The organism is Gillisella vitis, from assembly GCF_021559775.1.
Classification (GTDB): domain Bacteria; phylum Pseudomonadota; class Alphaproteobacteria; order Rhizobiales; family Rhizobiaceae; genus Allorhizobium; species Allorhizobium ampelinum.
Map to the genome: position 1 here is coordinate 150,452 of NZ_CP056047.1, position 18,507 is coordinate 168,958.

Genomic DNA, 18,507 nt, shown 5'->3' on the forward strand with positions numbered 1-18,507 from the left:
AATTTGTGCAGCGGAGACGAAAGGGGCGATGATCGTCGCGCATATATCACGCTGGAGTTCCCGTTTGGCGACACGATAAGATGCCCACACCGAAAAGGTTAAAAATCTCAGCCATTCTTAACGGGTTGTTTACCACGTTTCCCCGATTCTGCTGCGGAATGATTTGCGCCGCCTCAAGATGAGAATTGCAACCTCCAATCCCGGGTTTGGGGGAGGGGAGCAGGTCTTGGGGCAGGCCCGAAACGCGAAGCGAGTTTGGAATATGAACGGACAGCGGTCTCCATCGCAGAGCTATAGAGCTCCCGGCCAGATGCCGCCTCACCAGGCGGAGACGCGTCAGGCTGACCCTCGCCCCGTCGGTGCCTCGTCGCTGGATGCCCTGAGCCGCACGATCGAAGGGCTGGAGGCGCGAATCGAAGGTCTGATGAATGGCATCTCCGGCGGCGTCTCCAGAGATGTTCGCTCGGCAACCAGTGCTTTTTCCGATAAGCCATTGCAGGCTTCGGCAGAGATGCCGCCTGCTGCGACCTCTTCTGCTCCTGCCGACCGGCTCGATCCTTTGGCCGAGATCCGCGCCCGGCAACGGGCGTTGGAAGCGGCACGCCCACCCGCTCCGGGGCGGGCGTCGCTGCGCGACAACGAGTCCAAATACCGAGCGCCTGAGGAGAGTGTAGTCGTGCGCCCGCCCCAGGTGCTGGAATTGGCCCCGCAACTGATGGCTGGAAGTAGCGCTGCGCCCTTGCCGGATTTCTATAAGGCCCTGTCTACCCTGCGCGCCGACCTGCGCCAGGATATCAGCGAGAGCCTTGCGGGTGAAATCGGTGCTTTGCGCTCCGATATCCAGGATATCAGGGTAATGGCTGAAGAAAGCCGTGAAGCCGCTGGCCTGCGTGAGGATTTCATGCGCATGGCCGACAGCCTGGAGCGGATCGGCCATCCCGCCGCGCCCGAAACCGAAGCATTGCGGGCCGATTTCGAGGAATTGCGCTCGTTGATGGACGGACTTGCCCGCGATAGCGGCACGCAGACCATGGAAACCCGTTGGAGCGCGCTTGAAGCGCGGCTCGACACCATTGCGCCTGAGCGCATCCAGCAGGACCTGTTGCAGCTTGCCTACCGGCTGGATGAGATCAAGCAGCAATTGGGCACGATCGGTGACGTGCGCTCCGTGCGTCTCCTGGAAGACAAGCTGGTTGCCATTGCCAAGGCGCTTGAGCATATCGGCCAGCATCTGGAGCCCAACAGCCAGGCGATGCTGGAGCAGTTCGGCCAGCTCGATCACCGTCTGGACGAGATTTCCCGTGCCATTTCCGTTTCTGGCCGTCATGCAGGGCAAGCCACCGACCCGCGCCTGATCGAGCGTCTGGAAGATCGGATCGCCACCATTGCCCATCATCTGGAACTGATTTCCGAGCAGACCGCTGGGTTTCCGGCTGGCGATCTTGACCGCCGTCTCGAAGCGCTGTCGCTGAAAATCGAGGATCTGGCCAACCAGCAGGCCGCCCAGCGGTTGGAAGAGCGGCTGGACGATCTGACCCGTATGCTGGAAATGTCGCAGCGTGAAAGCCTGCAACCCGAACTGACCGGCTATCTCTCTGATATCTCCCGCAAGATCGACGCGCTGGACCATGCTTCGCTGAGCGACAAGCTGGCCGAGCAGATTGCCGTGATCGGTAGGCGAATCGATCAGATCGATGCTCAGCCGACGGTATCATCGGTGGATGAAAACCTGCTGCGCAGCCTGGACGACCGGCTTTACTCCATCGCTGCCCGTCTGGATGAGACGAGCGCCTCGCCATCCGGTGATGGCTCCGCCATGGCCGGGTTGGAACAGCAGATCGCCCATCTCTCGGCGCTGATCAGCGCCTCGCCCTTGACGGACAATGGCCAGGGTGAGCGTATCGAAGGCCGGATGGCGGCCCTTGAGGATTATCTGGCGACCAGCGACGAGTATATCGTCGAGGCGGCCCGCCAGGCCGCCGAAGCTGTGATGGACAATTATGCCCGCCAAAGCCCGGCCTCCGTTCAGGTGGCGGGACAGGACCAGATTGCCGAAACACTGGGCGTTCTGGCCGATCACCTGCGCCACCTGGAAGAAATCAGCCGGGGCGGGGAGGAACGCAGCCACCGTACCGTCGAGGCTTTGCACCAGACCCTGGTGCAGATTGCTGAAAAACTCGACCAGATGGACCGCCGGACTGCCACCGCCAACAGTGAGGAAGATCGCGCCGATAAGGCGGTTGCGGCTGCGCAGCGGACCGCGTCCGTTGAGACCGACGTGGAACCGGTTGTTGACCTTCTTCAGGCTGAAGACACTATCGATGCGCCCGCTCATGCCGAGGCTCGTCCGCAGAGCGATGATGGGAAGGCCGCGAAACCCAGCCTGATCGCCGGTTTGAGCCGGCGCCTGAAGCCGAAGATCAAGAAAGCGCAGACCGAGACCGCGACTCCGGCAAAGGCCGCCGCTCCGCAGCCGCGTCAGATGATCGAGGATGCGCCTTCCATCGATCCCGTTGATATCCTACCGCCGGAAGAGGCCAATGAATTGCTGGAACCTGGTTCCGGCAAACCGGATGTGCGCAAGATCCTGGAAAAGGTCCGGGCGCGTCAGCAGGCCGGTTCTGCACCGGCTGAACCTGCGCTTGGTGCGGCAGGTGTAAAACCGGCATCAGCGGATGACCGGATGGATTTCATTGCCGCCGCGCGCCGCGCCGCACAGGCGGCAGCCCAGGAAACCGATCGGGCCAGCCGCCCTAGCCGGACAGCCCTTGCTGACGAAGTCGCTGGCGGCTCGGCCTTTTCCAGATATCGTCGCCCGATCCTGATGGCGGTCGGCGCGCTTTTGCTGGCGGCCCTTGCCGTCTCGGCAGTAAAGACGCTTGGCGGCGGCAATGCTCCGGCTCCGGCCGCGCAAGCGCCTGCCACACCGGCACCTGCCAAACTGGCACCCTCTGCGGCCATTGAGGCACCTTCGATCCAGCAGGCACCTCAACAACCAGTTCGGGCGGTCGAGATCAAGGCCGAAGCGCCGCAATCCCAGCCCGCGGTGGAAAGCACCGAGGCCGAGCTATCTTCCGCGCCGGTCATTCCGGTGACGTCACCGACAGGACAGGCCAGCCTTTCCTCCATCCCGATGGATGGCAGCCAGACGGTCGCCGGTCTCTCGGCTCAACCGCCGATGCCGGATGCGGCCCAGGCCGGATTTACCGCCCCGAAGACTGAGGCGGTCAAGCCGCTGTTTGAGGTGCCCGCCGATCTGTCTCCCGCTTCCCTGGTGACGGCTGCCAAGGCGGGCGAGCCAGCTGCCCTATTCGAAATCGGTTCGCGCTATATGGAAGCACGCGGCCTGCCCGGTGATGTCTCACAGGCTGCGGTCTGGTTCCAGCGCGCCGCCGATCTGGGGCTGGCGCCTGCTCAATATCGCCTTGCCGGGCTTTATGAAAAAGGCACTGGCGTTCAGCGTGATCTGACACGGGCGAAAGGGCTTTACAGCCAGGCCGCTGATGCGGGCAATGCCAGCGCCATGCATAACCTCGCCGTGCTCTACGCCTCCGGTGGCGATGGCAAGCCGGATATGGATGCGGCGGCCAAGTGGTTTGCCAGGGCCGCTGACCTCGGCGTGACGGACAGCCAGTTTAATCTCGCGGTGCTCTATGCGCGCGGTACGGGTGTGAAGCCGGATCTGGAAGCCTCCTATAAATGGTTCGCGCTGGCCGCCAGCCAGGGCGACAAGGATGCCGCTGCCAAGCAGGAAGAAGTGGCAAGATCGATGCAGCCTGCTGCACTTGCTCGTGCCAAGGCGAGCGTCCAGCAATGGCAGGCAATGCCTGTGAATGCCGATGCCAACACGGTCAACCTGCCGGATGAATGGGTCGGCAAGAGCCTGAAGACCGGCAGCGTCGATATGGAAAAGGCGGTCCGCAACATCCAGGCCATTCTCAACAAGAACGGCTTCAATGCCGGAGAGCCGGACGGCAAACTCGGCGCCCGCACCGTTGCCGCTATCAAGGCCTTCCAGACGTCTGTGGGCCAGGAGCCAAGCGGCAAGGTTTCCAACGAACTGGTCAAGGCGTTGCTGGCCCATAACGGTTGATGCTGGGTCGGGGTGGTGGAGTTTAACCTTGCAGGCGAACGAATTCCTCCTACAATCGCCCAAACACACCTACTTAGGTGATCACTATTGCCGGGTGCCGGGCAAGCGTCACGATTTTGAATACGTGACGCTTGAGGATTTTTGGGGCAAGCTCCCCTAAATCTACCGGGATTTAACGAATGATATCGTAAGGATTGACGGGCATCGTCATGGGCATTCCGGCCATGACGGCGGAATTTGGCATTTCGGGCGCATTTCGAGGACAGCCGTGACACTTTACCTGCCGATTGCGGAACTGTCGGTGAATATTTTCATCATCCTCGGCATGGGCGCGGCTGTTGGCTTTCTCTCGGGCATGTTTGGTGTCGGCGGCGGGTTCCTGATTACCCCCTTGCTGATTTTCTATAATATTCCGCCCGTCGTTGCCGTTGCCACCGGTGCCAATCAGGTGGTGGCCTCTTCGGTTTCCGGCGCCATGAGCCATTTTCGGCGTGGCTCGCTGGATTTGAAGCTTGGCGGCGTGCTGCTGGTTGGCGGGTTGTTCGGCGCGTCGCTCGGCATGTGGATCTTTGTCGCTCTGCGTAAGCTCGGCCAGATCGACCTGTTCATTTCCATCCTCTATGTCGTGCTGCTGGGCTCCATCGGCACGCTGATGCTCTGGGAAAGCATCGGTGCGCTGCGCCGTGCGGCCCGCAAGCAGCCAGCGCCGGTGCGCCGCCCCGGTCATCATAATTGGGTGCATCGGCTGCCCTTCAAGATGCGCTTCAAGAAATCGAAGATCTATCTCAGCGCCATCCCCATTCTGGTGCTGGGTTTCCTCGTCGGCGTGCTGACGCCGATGGGTATTGGCGGCGGCTTCATTCTGGTGCCGGCGATGATCTATCTGTTGCGCATCCCCACCAATGTCGTGGTCGGCACCTCGCTGTTCCAGATCATCTTCGTCAGCGCCTTCACCACCATTGCCCAGGCCAAGGCCAATTATTCGGTCGATATCGTTCTGGCCTTCATGCTGATGATCGCTGGCGTGATCGGCGCGCAATATGGGGTGCGGGTCGGCCAGAAACTGCGCGGCGAACAATTGCGTGCTCTGCTGGGCCTGCTGGTGATGGCCGTTGGCCTGCGCCTTGCCATCGAACTGGTGATGACCCCTGACGATGCCTATTCGATCGTGGTGGGGAGTACGGGCCGATGATCCTGGGCCGGTTCATGCTTCTGGCGCTGATGGCATTCTCTGGCGCAATCCTGTTTGCGGGCGCGGCGAGCGCCCAGATCCCCTTTCTGACCCCTGATAGTACCGGCAAGGAAACGCTGGAAATCGGCACGTCCACCAATGAAATCGCCATTACCTCGGATTTTCGCGGGGCGGATCTCACTGTGTTTGGTGCGCTGAACAATGTCGATCAATTGCTGCTGGCCATCGGCCAATATGATGTCGTGGTAACGCTGGAAGGTCCACGCGAAGCGGCGACCGTGCGGCGCAAGGAGCGGTTCCTGGGCATCTGGGTCAACCGTCAATCCCTGACCTTCGAGCGGGTGCCGACCTCCTATTCGGTTGCCAGCACCAGGCCGGTGCAGGCGATTGCCCCACGCGAGGTTCTGAACGATCTGGGGCTTGGCGTCGACTATCTGCCATTGACGCCGACTGGCCATTTCGTTGGCGACATCAATATGGGCGAGTTCCGGGCTGCCTATCGCCGCCTGCAACAGACGAGCGGCCTTTATCAGGAGGGCGATACGGGTATCCGTTTCGTCAGCACCAATCTGTTTCGGGCCAGCCTGCGGCTGCCCGCCAGTATTCCCGATGGCGTGCATGTCGTGCATGCCTATCTGTTCAAGAGCGGCGTCTTCCTGGCCCAGAAGGATCTGCGCCTGCGCGTGGTGAAGACCGGTGTCGAACAGGCAATCACCGATGCTGCCCATAACCAGCCCTTGTCCTACGGTATCTTCGCCGTGCTGGTGGCTGTCATCACCGGGTGGACGGCCAGCATTGTCTTCCGCAAGGATTGAGAGGCATTTAGACAATCGGCACGCAATCGGGCGTTGTCATCTGCCTGTCATCTCTGCGCCCTAAGACCGCCCTGCAATCATCTGGCACATATTGGGGGAAACATTATGCGCACCATTCTCGCAGCTCTTTTTACCACGACGGTTCTGGCAGGTGGCGCTCAAGCCGCCACGGTCTATCCGCTTGATCGCGCCACGATCCTCACCGGTTCTCCCTTTGATTTCAAGGTCGAGCTGAAATCTGTCGTCAAGCCGGAAGACGTAAAAATCACCGTTAACGGCCAGGACTACAAGGCCGTGTTCGGCAGCCAGGCACAGTTCACCGCCGAAGAAAAAGGCAAGGAAGACAAGGTTCTGGGTTCGGCCCTGATCCTGCGTGATGTCAAGCTTCCGGCAGGCTCCTACAAGGTCGAGGTTTCGGCTGGCGACGAAAAGAAATCCGTCACCTGGGATGTCTATGCGACCCAGCAAAAGCCTGTTGCCAAGAATATCATTTTCTTCCTCGGCGACGGTCTGTCGGTTGCCCACCGCACCGGCGCCCGCATCATGTCCAAGGGCATGACCGAAGGCAAGGCTAACGGCCACCTCAACATGGATAGCCTCGACCGGATGGCCTTTATCGGCACGTCCTCGACCAATGCCATCGCCACCGATAGCGCCAACACCATGTCGGCCTATATGACCGGCCACAAGACCGCCGTGAACGCGCTTGGCGTTTATGCCGACCGCACCCCGAACACCCTTGATGACCCGAAGGTCGAAACCATTGCCGAGGCGCTGCGCCGCACCACCAAAAAGTCGATTGGTATTGTTTCTCCGGCTGAAATCGAAGATGCAACGCCCGCTGCCGTGGTCTCCCATACCCGCGCCCGCGCCGACAAGGCCGAAATTGTCGGCATGATGTTCAACGTCAAGCCGGATGTCATCCTGGGTGGCGGTTCGGCCTATTTCCTGTCCAAGTCCATCCCCGGCTCGAAGCGCAAGGACGACAAGGACTATATCGCCGAGTTCAAGAATGCGGGCTATACGCTGGCGACCTCAAAGACCGAACTGGACGCTGCTGCTGGCACCAATAGCGGCAAGCTGCTCGGTCTGTTTCATACCGGCAACATGGATACGCTTCTGGATCGCAAGTTCCTGAAGAAGGGGACCGTCGACAAATTCCCCGATCAGCCGGGCCTGGTCGATATGACCAAGGTTGCTCTTGATCAGCTCTCCAAGAACCAGGACGGCTTCTTCCTGATGGTCGAAGGCGCTTCCATCGATAAAATGTCCCATCCGATGGATTGGGATCGGGCTATGTATGAAACCATCGAATTCGATCAGGCGATTGGGCTTGGCCTCGAATTCCTGAAGACTCATCCGGATACGCTGATCGTCGTCACCGGCGACCACACCCATGGCGTTTCCATCATCGGAACCATTGACGACGACAAGCCCGGCACCGAGATGCGCGAAAAGGTTGGCGTCTATGCCGATGCCGGCTTCCCGAACTATGAAGACAAGGACGGCGACGGCTTCCCGGACAAGGTCGATGTATCGCGTCGCCTGGCGGTGTTTTCGTCCAACTTCCCGGACTATTACGAGACCTTCCGCCCTAAGATGGACGGTCCGTTCGAACCCGCCATCCAGAACGAGAAGAAGCAATACGTCGCCAACGAGGCCTATAAGTCGGTGCCGGGTGCGGTTTTCCGCGAAGGCAATCTGCCACGCTCCGCCGACACCGCCGTCCACGCTGTTGACGATGTCGTGCTTCAGGCCACGGGTGCCGGTTCGGAAGGCTTCAAGGGCTATTTGGAAGAAAGCGACGTCTACAAGGTATTGGCCGACGCTTTTGCCCTTGGTGCGCCAAAGGCCAACTAAGCCTGCTATGATACTCGGCTCCGGGTGCGGATATCGCATCCGGAGCCTGTTCTATTGAGACTTCCACCATTTGTTTTTACGCATTTCCTGGAAATGCTCTATTTTTGAGGGTGCATGGCGTGGTGCGATGCCGTGTTCAGTGCCGAGGCGTTACGATGAAAGATCTCAGCAGGGTTGCTTTTCGGCGGCGAGACAGTTTGGCCCTTTTCGGGTGTGCCGCCCTTGGGCTGTTCTCAAAACCGGCAAAGGCAGCACCGCAGCTGATCGATTTTGACCAGCTCTATGGCAAGGTTGGCGTGCTCGGGCTGGAATTTTCCGACATGGTCAAACAGGCTGCCGGAAAGCCGGTGGCGATGCGCGGTTTTATGGCGCCGCCGCTGAAGGCGGAAGCGGCGTTTTTCGTGCTGACGGAAATTCCGATGGCGCTCTGCCCGTTCTGTTCCTCGGACGCGGACTGGCCGGACAATATCGTCGTGGTCTACCTGGATAGAAAGCAGACATTCGTGCAGCCGGGAACCCGCATCGAAGTGGCTGGAACCCTGGAAATGGGGTCCTGGACCGACCCTGAAACGGGTTTCGTTAGTCTGTTGCGGCTGAGAAATGCCACTTATGGCACGGTGTGATCACCCATGATGTCGCTTGCTCTCGAGGATGTCGCGGTCCGCTATATTGGTTTGCCGAAGCCGGTTTTAAACATTGGTCGGCTTGAGGTTGCCGCCGGGGCTCAACTGGCGATCACCGGCGGTTCCGGTTCGGGCAAAAGCACGCTTGTTAATGTGATGACGGGGTTGGAGCGCCTGCGCCAAGGCCAAGCCCGCTGGAACGGCACCGACCTGTCGGGTCTGTCAGAGGGCGCGCGCGACCGGTTCCGCGCGGCGCATATCGGTCTTGTCATGCAGGAATTTCATTTGTTCTCCGGCCTGTCGGCCATCGACAATATCCTGCTGCCAGCCCGGCTGGCGCGAGTGGCGTCGCCTGCCTGCGTCGAGCGCGCCCACGATTTGATGCAGCGTTTCGGCCTTGGGCGTCCTGATCAGGCTATTGAAACCATGTCGCGTGGCGAAATGCAGCGGGTGGCGGTGGCCCGGGCGCTGTTGAGAAAACCCGGCGTGATCATTGCCGACGAGCCGACCGCAAGCCTCGACGCCGAGGCGGGGGCTGCGGTTGCCGATCTTCTTCTGGATCTGGCGAAAAGTGAGGGCAGCACCTTGATCGTCGTTTCCCACGATGCCCGTCTGGTGGAGCGCCTGCCCCGCAGGATCGAGCTGAAAAACGGTGAAATCGTCCATGACACAGGTGACTTTGTTGGGCATCAGACCGGTCCTCGGGAAGGTGACGCATGATCCGTTTCATCCTTGCCGATCTGCGCCGTCTCTGGGCCGGTGCGCTGGTTGTCTGCCTGCTGGTGGCGCTCTCGACCGCGCTTGGTGTGACGGTGACCTTGCAGGAACGGGCCTTGCGGCTGGGCAGTGCCCGGGCTGCCGATAAATTCGATCTGGTGATCGGCGCAGCCGGGTCAGAAACCCAGTTGGTCCTGTCCTCAGTGTTTTTGCAGCCTTCGCCCTTGCCGCTGGTGCCGGGTGGGGTTCTGGCGACATTGCAGACCGATCCCCGCGTGGAATGGGCAGCACCTGTGGCGTTTGGCGATAGTTTTTCCGGCTATCCGATTGTCGGTACGACGACACGGCTGATCACTGCGACCACGCCGGGCTTTGCCGAAGGACAGATGTTCGCGCGCGAAGGCGAGGCGGTGGTCGGTGCTGATGTGAAACTGAAGACCGGCGATACGGTCAAGCCGATGCATGGCACGGCTGCCGAAGGCGGCCATACCCATGGCGAACTGGCCTATCATGTCGTTGGCAGGCTGAAAGCCACCGGCACGGCCTGGGATCGTGCAATCCTCGTTCCGGTTCAGGCCGTCTGGCATATTCACGGTCTCGGTGAAGAGCATGAGGATCATGATGCGGAGGAGGCAGCAGCGGACAAGGGCGAGGCCAGTCACGATGAGGATCATGACGAGCATGATCATCACGGCCATATCGACCCCAATGCCGCTCTCTCAGAGCAGTTTTCAGCCAATGATCCCGGCGTACCGGCCATTCTGGTCAAGCCGAAAACCATTGCCGCCGCCTATAAGCTGCGGCAGGACTATCGCAACGACCGGACACTCGGCGTTTTCCCCGGCGAGGTTCTGACCAGACTTTACGCGACGCTGGGCGATGCGAAACTGGTTTTGTCCTTCGTGGCAATCGGCGCGCAGGCGCTGGTGGCGGGCGCGCTCTTGCTGGTGACGGTCGTTCATATCGGCCAACGCCGCAAGCAGATCGGCGCCCTCAGAGCCTTTGGCGCCCCCAGATCTTCGGTCTTCCTGATCGTCTGGTGCGAGCTTTTCAGCCTGTTCCTGGGTGGCATCGGGTTTGGTGTGGCTATGGGATATGCGGCGGCAAGGATCATTTCGCAAACCGTCAAGACCAGCAATGGCTTCAACCTGCCGGTCGAATTCGCAAGCCAGGATGGTTGGCAGATCTGCGCCATGCTGGTCTTTGCCGGGCTGCTTTCGGCGCTGCCGGCCTGGCTTGCCTATCGCCAATCGCCAGTGGCTGCGCTGCGCTCCTGACGGAGCACGGCATGGCCTGCTTTATGTTCTGTCATATAACGGTCACCCGCCAGAGATAAATGAGCCGCCACAGTCCTTGTTCCATTTTCGGTTCAAGACTGGTGCTTCGGGAGCATGGCGATGGGTATATCGGTTCGAACATTGGTTTTCTCAGCGCTTGGCATGGCTATGGTGGGCTTTTCCGCACCGGGTTTTACCCCACTGGCCTTTGCCGATAGCGGCATGGTGCTGGATAAGTATGTGGCGTTGATGCGCCATGGCGTGCGCCCGCAAACCAGCGCCAAGGAAATCGCCCCGCTATCGTCCAAGCCCTGGCTGCAATGGGATACCGCCGATGGTCAATTGACGCCGCACGGCGCTGAAGCAACAGTGCAATTGGCACGGTGGGAGGGCGCTATGCTCCGGGGCCGGGGGCTTTTGCCGCAAGACGGCTGCCCTGCGACCGGCACGGTGTTCGGCTGGGCGAATGGTTCGGTGAAGCGCACCATCGATACCGGTAATGTCATGCTTTCCACCCTGTTTCCCGGCTGCGGCCTGACAGTTGGCTTCAAAAATACCGAGGCCACGGATGGCGTCGATGTGCTCTATGCCCCTTCCGATACCAAGCTTGGCGCTGTCGATCCCGACAATGCCAAGGCTGCAATTTTGGAGGCAGCGGGTGGCGATCTTGAAAAGCCCCGGGCACGCGCTGCCAGCCTGATGCAGGAACTCGACGGTATTCTCGACTGCTGCGCAGCTTCGCTTTGCGAAAAGGCCGAGGCGTCTGCGGCCTGTACGTTGTCCGACCGTCCCTGGTCGATCAAGGTCAAGCAGGCCAAGGGGGAAAAGCCTGCCAGCGTCGAAGTGGTCGGCCCGTTGAAGGATGCAGGTACCGTCGTGCAGGTCTTCCTGCTCCAATATGCCAATGGTTTTCCTGCCGATCAGGTGGGATTTGGCAAGACGCCGACAGAAGCGGACATTATCCGCCTGTCGCAGCTGCGCCAGATCAAATATGATCTCGGCAATCGTGTTCCTTATCTTGCTGCCCGCGATGGTTCCAATCTTCTCAATCAGCTCTTGCTGGCGGTTGCCGCCGATCCGGCAACAGGTCTGGCCAACAATAGTGCGCCCAGCGATGGTCCGCCAAATGCGAAATATCTGCTGTTTACCGGTTCCGACACGCAGCAGGCGGAAATTGGCGCCATGCTCGGCCTGCATTGGCATATCCCGCCTTATCTCGATGATGAGACCCCACCCACGGGCACCATGGCGTTCGAGCGCCTGCACGATGCCACGGGCAAGGTGTTCGTGCGCATACAGTTCATCGCACCGTCGCTGGACCAGATCCGCAATGCATCGGTTCTGGATGACAAAAACCCGCCACTCCAGGCTACCATCACCCTTCCAGGCTGCGAAAAGGAACAGGTTGACGGTGCCTGTCCGCTGGACCGGTTCCTCGCCATCGCCCGCCCCAAGCTGGACATGACGGCGGTCGCGCCACAAATTTATTCTGCCAGTGGGCGTGAGAGCCAGTCAGGTTCAAACTGAACCTGACTGCCGTCATGACGTTCAAGCGGGGAACTGTGCAGAATGGCGCCTGCGCATTTTCCTTGAGCGCAGAGACACGTTCTCGATTATTTTAAGGCATTGCCGATCGCCAAAGCCGGTTTGCGGTTTTGCTGGCCCATGTCCAGGACGGGAGCATGGCTGGCGATGACATACCGGTCGCGGCCGCTGTGTTTTGCCTGGTAAAGTGCCGCGTCGGCGCTTGCTATCAGATCGTCACTGGAGTGGATATCGTCGGACGGAACAGCCGCCACGCCGATGCTGACGGTAACGATACCCTTTTCGCTATCACCATGGGGAATATGAAGGTCGCGAACTGCCTGGCAATAGTATTCCGCCACAGTCGAGCCTCCGGCAAGGTCGGTATCGGAGAGAATGAGCGCCATTTCCTCGCCGCCATAGCGGGCAGCGATATCGGTGCTGCGTTTTGCGACCGAACGCAAAGTCGCGGCGATCTGGCGTAGGCATTGGTCCCCTGCCTGGTGTCCGTAGCGGTCGTTAAACAGTTTGAAATGGTCGATATCGATCATCAAAAGGCTGACGCCCGATCCGGTGCGGTGGGAGCGTGCAAATTCTTGCCGGAGTTGCACATCAAAGGCGCGCCGGTTGTAAAGGCCGGTGAGCCCATCGGTAAAGGCCGCTTTTTCCAGGGCGCGATTGGTGTGACGCAGCAAGCCTTCCGCCTGTTTTGCCCTGGTAATATCCGTAAAGACGATCAGCGAACCGCCTCCGCCGACACTTCTTGTCTGAGCTTCGAGGCTTCGTCCGTCCCAGAGGGTGATCTCGCGCTTGCCCGGCACCAGCGGTAATACAGGCAGACTGTCGAAGGCTTGTTCTGGCAAGATAGTATCGCTGTCGCGAGGTGTCGTCTCTTCGCCGCGGGCGCGCGAAGCGGCGATGATATCGTGCAGATCAGCGCCAGGCACCCTGATATCTGCGGTTTTGGAAAACATGGAGCGATAGCGTTCATTGCAATAGACCAGCTTTCCCTGTCGATCGAACATCACAAGCCCATCGGCCATATTGGCCAGGGCATCGGCCAATTGCTGGCGGCTCTCAGCCAATTGCTGCTCCAGTTCCTTCTGCTTGCTGATGTCACGGCTATGGGTGGCAAGAGCGATGATCTCTCCGGTCTGCTGGTCGCAGATCGGGTATTTCAGGGTCGAATACCAGCCCTTGGCACCGGTGGGCGTTTCATAGCTTTGCTCAATATGGACAGGCTGGCTCTCGGCAAAGACAGCCTCTTCGTCAGCACGGTAGCGGGCTGCAAGCTCGGGGGAATGAAAATCCGCATCGGTTTTGCCAATCATCTGCGCGGGGTCGTTGAGACCAAGGGCCGTGGCCGAGGCGAGATTGGTCAGGATGAAGCGGCCATCTCGATCCTTGGCCGTCAGGGTTTCCGGCATGCTCTCGATAACGGTCCGGTAAAGTTTTGCCTCCTGTAATCGAGCGCGTTGCAATGTCTCGCTTCTGATCACAATCGCAGCAAGCAGAGCAGCCAGACATTGCATTGGCAAAAGCAGTGGCAAGACGGCAAACACGGCTGGCCAGGTTTCAGACGGAATGACCAAGAGCGTTACCTGTGGCAGAATGAGGAGACCAAGACCCATGGTCGCGATACGCCGTAGGCTCAAGATTGCCTGTTCATCGCGCCAGCCTGCCCAAACACCCGCGCCTGCAGCCAGTAAAATAGCCAGAGCTCCGGCTCCAGCGCCGATCCCACCTTCCAGAACACGCCAGGTTATAGCAATGCCCGCTGCAAAAATGGCACAAACCGGGCCGCCCATCAGTGCGCAGACCGCAATGGCACTACTGCGAAGATCCATGAAAAGACCCGGTACGATCGTTATCGGAAATTGCATGGCGACGATGGCCGTGACGCCGCCGGCAATACCAAGCCCGATTGGCCTGTAGGCATGGTTCTGCTGTTCCAGCCATCCGGCCAGCCTGCTCGAAACGATGGAAAACAGCGTGACAAGGGCACTATTGACCAGAATAAGCGTCATGGTCGTGTTCATCTGTTCCGGCGTCTCCTCCATGGCCCGTCAATGTATTGCAGGAAAAGCAAGAAATCTCGCCGAGCCTGTTTCATGGGCCAGAGAGTAGAAGATGATCGTTAATTTGTAATTTCGAAGATATGTATATTGCTGCATCTATCTGGGGCGCGGTCTCCGGCGACCGGGGATAACCGTGGCGATGTTGCGCCTCGGCGCTTGAGGACACCGGCCCGCAGGTCTACGGATGAACATCCCCAGGTGGTGGCAAAGGCAGGACAGATTCATGGCGGCAGCAGACAAACAGGCAGGCAATTCCCGCAAGCCCATGGCCTCAAGTCCTGAACAGCATTCCCTGCTGGACGATGTGCAGGGACTGTTGGCGGGCAGCATGTTGGCGGCGCTGGGCGTCGTCTTGTTGTCCAATGCCAAATTGCTTTCCGGCGGCACAGCGGGGGTCGCCTTTCTGCTGCATTATGTGTCGGCTGTGGGGTTTGGCCCGATCTTCTTTGCCATCAACCTGCCCTTTTACTATTTCGCTTTCCGGCGGATGGGTCTGGCCTTCACGGCAAAAACCTTCATCGCGGTGTTGCTGACCTCGGTGCTGAGCGCCGTCCTGCCGAAATTCATCGGCTTTTCCCTGTTGGACCCGCTGGTGGCGGCCATCTTCGGCGGGCTGCTGGTCGGAACTGGCATGCTGGTGCTGTTTCGCCACCAGGCAAGCCTTGGCGGCTTCGGTATCTTGGCGCTGTATCTCCAGGATCGCTACGGCTGGCGGGCCGGACTTGTGCAGCTTTGCTTTGACGGCATGGTGCTGATTGGCTCGTTCTTCGTGGCGACGCCCGGCATCATTGCCTGCTCGATCATCGGCGCTGTTGTCGTCAACCTGACGCTGGCGATCAATCACCGTAAGGACCGCTATATCGCCATGTAGACTGGAGCGTCTTGTCATTTGGAATGAAAATTGCTGCTCAGATGGCAATGGGCTGAATTTGGCCCTCGCCCCGATTGATGCTCAAGAAAGAGACAGATAATGACGTTTTTCCGCACCGCTCTGGTCACAGCCCTGCTGTTGACGACCTCTCTTGCCCATGCCGAGGATGGCACGCTGGCGACGATCAAGCAGGCGGGCGTGATCCGCATCGGCACGACAGGGGACTATAAACCCTTCAGCTACAAGGGTGGCGATGGCGAACTGGTCGGGGCCGATATTTCCATGGGCAAGGCGCTGGCCACAGACCTCGGCGTCAAGCCGGAATTTGTGATGACCACCTGGAAAACCATGCTGGAGGATTTCAAGGCCGGAAAATTCGACATGGTGCTGGGCGGCATTACCGTTAATCCGGCCCGGGCCGAGGTGGGCGATTTTTCGCTTTCGAATGTCAAGGATGGCAAACGGCCGATCGTCCGTTGCGAGGACAAGGACAGGCTGGTGACGCTGGAGGCGATCGATCAGCCCTCGGTGCGCGTTATCGTCAATCCCGGCGGCACCAACGACAAATTTGCCCATGAGCATTTCACCAAGGCGCCCATCGAGGTTTTTCCCGATAATAAGGTGATTTTCGACCAGATTGCCGCCAATAAGGCGGATGTAATGGTGACCGACGGCGTGGAAGTGGACCTGCAATCCAAGTTGCATCCCGGCGTGCTTTGCCCTTCTGCCGTCAAGGAACCCTTCACCCATTTTGAAAACGCCTATTTGCTGCGCAAGGACCCAGCCTTCAAGGCTGCGGTGGATAGCTTCATGGCCAAGGCGCTGGAAAACGGTGACTGGAAGGCCAAGCTGGACGCTGCGATGCAGTAAAGCTCCTGCTGTAACCGCAAAATGGTCAGGAGCGGCTTCTTTTTAGCCCGGTTTCGCCTATCTTATCTCCGTGTCTGAGCCGGAATCCACGCTTTCCCTTTTGCCCTCATCCTTCGAGCATTGGTTTGCGCAGAAGGGATGGCAGCCGCGTGCGCATCAGTTGGAGCTGCTGGCGCGGGCCGAGCAGGGGGAAAGCACGCTTCTGATTGCCCCGACCGGGGCTGGCAAGACCCTTGCCGGGTTTCTGCCGTCGCTGGTCGATCTGACCCGGCGCGGGCGAAAGCGACCGGGCGTGGCTTTTACCGGCATTCATACGCTTTACATCTCGCCGTTGAAGGCGCTGGCGGTCGATATTGAGCGTAATCTGGTCAAGCCGGTCGAGGAAATCGGCCTGTCTGTCAGCATCGAGACCCGCACCGGCGATACGCCACAGGCCAAGCGGGCGCGCCAGAAGCTCAACCCGCCGGATATTCTGCTGACCACGCCGGAACAGCTGGCTTTGCTGATCGCCAATGGCGAAGCGTCCCGCTTTTTCCGGGATCTGCGCTATGTGATCTTCGACGAGTTGCATTCGCTTGTTACCTCCAAGCGCGGCCATCTTCTGGCGCTGGGACTGGCCCGGCTGCGGATTTTGGCACCCGGACTTCAAACCATCGGACTGTCCGCCACCGTCGCCGATCCACCGGAGCTGCAACGGTGGCTGGTGGCGCAAAGACCGGGGGAACCGGCCTTGGCTGGGCTGGTGATGGTAGCGGGCGGGGCAAGGCCCAATATTACCATTTTGAAGACGCAGGAGCGCATTCCGTGGTCCGGCCATTCGGCCCGCTATGCCATTCCTGACATTTATGCGGTGCTGAAACAGTTTGCGATGACGATCATTTTCGTCAACACCCGCTCCCAGGCGGAAATGCTGTTTCAGGAACTGTGGACGGTCAATGATGACAGCTTGCCGATAGCCCTGCATCACGGCTCACTGGATGTCGGCCAGCGCCGCAAGGTGGAGGAGGCGATGGCGGCCAACCGGCTGCGTGCCGTGGTCGCCACCTCGACGCTGGATCTCGGCATCGACTGGGGCGAGGTCGATCTTGTCATCCATGTTGGCGCGCCGAAGGGCGCTAGCCGATTAGCGCAGAGGATTGGCCGGGCCAATCACCGCATGGATGAGCCGAGCCGCGCCATTCTGGTTCCCGCCAACCGCTTCGAGGTGATGGAATGCCAGGCGGCGCTGGATGCCAACTACCTCGGTGCGCAGGACACCCAGTCGGTGGGTGAAGGCCCTCTGGATGTGCTGGCCCAGCATGTGTTGGGCATGGCCTGTGCCGCACCCTTCGACACGGAGGCACTTTACAATGAAGTAACGTCGGCCATGCCTTACGCATCACTGCCGCGAGACACGTTCGGGCGGATTGTCGATTTCGTCGCCACCGGCGGCTATGCATTGAAGACCTATGACCGCTATGCCCGCATTCGCAAGACGTCAGAAGGGCGCTGGCGGATTTCCAATCCGGCGGTGGCGCAGCAATATCGGCTCAATCTCGGCACGATTGTCGAAGAGCCGATGCTGAATGTCCGGCTCGTCAAGCGCAATCATCTCGGCTCCATCGGGCGAGGCGGCATGACCCTTGGCAAGGTGGAGGAGTATTTCGTCGAGCAATTGGCGCAAGGCGACACATTCCTGTTTTCCGGCAAGGTCTTGCGGTTTGAAGGTCTGCGCGAAAGCGAATGCCTGGTGTCCAATGCTTTTTCGCAGGACCCGAAAATTCCGGCCTATGCGGGCGGAAAATTTCCGCTCTCCACCTATCTTGCCGATCAGGTGCGGGCCATGCTGGACGATCCTGCCCGCCGCGCCAGCCTGCCGGATCAGGTGCGTGACTGGCTGGACATCCAGAAAGCCAAATCCGTGCTGCCGAAGCGAGGCGACCTGCTGGTCGAGACTTTCCCACGCGGCAAGCGCTTCTACATGGTGCTTTATCCGTTCGAGGGACGGCTGGCCCATCAGACGCTGGGCATGCTGCTGACGCGGCGGCTGGAACGGTGGCGGGCCAAGCCGCTTGGCTTTGTGGCGACAGATTACGCCCTGGCGATCTGGGGGCTGGAGGATCTCAGCTGGATGGTGTCCACGGGCAAGCTTTCGCTAGCTGACCTGTTTGAGGAAGACATGCTGGGCGACGATCTGGAGGCCTGGTTGGACTCCTCTTATATGCTGAAGCGAACCTTCCGCACCTGCGCGGTGATTGCCGGGCTGATTGAAAAGCGCCATCCCGGCAAGGAAAAATCCGGCAGGCAGGTGACGGTTTCCGCGGACCTGATCTATGATGTGCTGCGCGCCCATGAGCCTGATCATATCCTGTTGCAGGCAACCCGCGCCGATGCGGCAAACGGTCTTTTGGACATTGCCCGGCTTGGCGATATGCTAAAGCGAATCAACGGCCATATTCTTCACAAGGCACTGGACCATGTCTCGCCGCTGGCCGTGCCGGTCATGCTGGAGATCGGTCGGGAAACGGTGGTCGGCGAAGCCCAGGAAGATGTGCTGGCGGAAGCGGCGGAAGATCTCATTGCCGAAGCGATGGGATAAGATGGAATG

12 protein-coding genes are annotated in these 18,507 nt (G+C 59.8%); 11 read left to right on the forward strand and 1 reads right to left on the reverse strand.

Going from position 1 to position 18,507, the window contains the following annotated elements:
* The first annotated feature begins 310 nt into the window (after positions 1-310).
* From AVCG78_RS00710 to AVCG78_RS00745, 8 genes are all read left to right on the forward strand, one after another.
* Positions 311-4,093: a peptidoglycan-binding protein gene (locus tag AVCG78_RS00710; RefSeq protein WP_071202688.1), complete on the forward strand. Its 3,783-nt coding sequence runs from the start codon at positions 311-313 to the stop codon at positions 4,091-4,093.
* A gap of 268 nt (positions 4,094-4,361) precedes the next feature.
* Positions 4,362-5,285 (forward strand): sulfite exporter TauE/SafE family protein, encoded by a 924-nt coding sequence (locus AVCG78_RS00715; RefSeq protein WP_015914856.1) that lies wholly within the window; start codon positions 4,362-4,364, stop codon positions 5,283-5,285.
* A gap of 20 nt (positions 5,286-5,305) precedes the next feature.
* Complete coding sequence (locus AVCG78_RS00720) at positions 5,306-6,100, forward strand: TIGR02186 family protein (protein ID WP_071202835.1); 795 nt, start codon at positions 5,306-5,308, stop codon at positions 6,098-6,100.
* Between the two features lie 105 nt (positions 6,101-6,205).
* Complete coding sequence (locus AVCG78_RS00725; RefSeq protein WP_060716358.1) at positions 6,206-7,960, forward strand: alkaline phosphatase; 1,755 nt, start codon at positions 6,206-6,208, stop codon at positions 7,958-7,960.
* A gap of 155 nt (positions 7,961-8,115) precedes the next feature.
* Positions 8,116-8,583: a hypothetical protein gene (locus AVCG78_RS00730; RefSeq protein ID WP_015914859.1), complete on the forward strand. Its 468-nt coding sequence runs from the start codon at positions 8,116-8,118 to the stop codon at positions 8,581-8,583.
* A gap of 6 nt (positions 8,584-8,589) precedes the next feature.
* Positions 8,590-9,303: an ABC transporter ATP-binding protein gene (locus AVCG78_RS00735; protein ID WP_071202690.1), complete on the forward strand. Its 714-nt coding sequence runs from the start codon at positions 8,590-8,592 to the stop codon at positions 9,301-9,303.
* Positions 9,300-10,577 carry an ABC transporter permease gene (locus AVCG78_RS00740; protein WP_071202692.1) on the forward strand — a complete coding sequence of 426 codons (1,278 nt, stop codon included), beginning with the start codon at positions 9,300-9,302 and terminating at the stop codon, positions 10,575-10,577. Before AVCG78_RS00735 ends, AVCG78_RS00740 begins: the two co-directional genes overlap by 4 nt.
* 120 nt (positions 10,578-10,697) lie before the next feature.
* Complete coding sequence (locus AVCG78_RS00745; protein WP_071202693.1) at positions 10,698-12,104, forward strand: histidine-type phosphatase; 1,407 nt, start codon at positions 10,698-10,700, stop codon at positions 12,102-12,104.
* A gap of 86 nt (positions 12,105-12,190) precedes the next feature.
* Here the strand turns inward: AVCG78_RS00745 and AVCG78_RS00750 are convergent, their stop codons facing one another.
* Complete coding sequence (locus AVCG78_RS00750) at positions 12,191-14,140, reverse strand: sensor domain-containing diguanylate cyclase (protein WP_174089629.1); 1,950 nt, start codon at positions 14,138-14,140, stop codon at positions 12,191-12,193.
* Between the two features lie 262 nt (positions 14,141-14,402).
* Here AVCG78_RS00750 and AVCG78_RS00755 point away from each other — a divergent pair, with 262 nt between their 5' ends.
* The 3 genes from AVCG78_RS00755 to AVCG78_RS00765 all read left to right on the forward strand — a co-directional run bounded on the left by AVCG78_RS00755 (position 14,403) and on the right by AVCG78_RS00765 (position 18,498).
* Positions 14,403-15,050: a YitT family protein gene (locus tag AVCG78_RS00755; protein ID WP_071202697.1), complete on the forward strand. Its 648-nt coding sequence runs from the start codon at positions 14,403-14,405 to the stop codon at positions 15,048-15,050.
* A 99-nt stretch (positions 15,051-15,149) separates the two neighbouring features.
* Positions 15,150-15,920 carry a transporter substrate-binding domain-containing protein gene (locus tag AVCG78_RS00760; protein WP_071202699.1) on the forward strand — a complete coding sequence of 257 codons (771 nt, stop codon included), beginning with the start codon at positions 15,150-15,152 and terminating at the stop codon, positions 15,918-15,920.
* Positions 15,921-15,990: 70 nt separating this feature from the next.
* Complete coding sequence (locus AVCG78_RS00765; protein ID WP_071202701.1) at positions 15,991-18,498, forward strand: ligase-associated DNA damage response DEXH box helicase; 2,508 nt, start codon at positions 15,991-15,993, stop codon at positions 18,496-18,498.
* Positions 18,499-18,507: the final 9 nt, after the last annotated feature.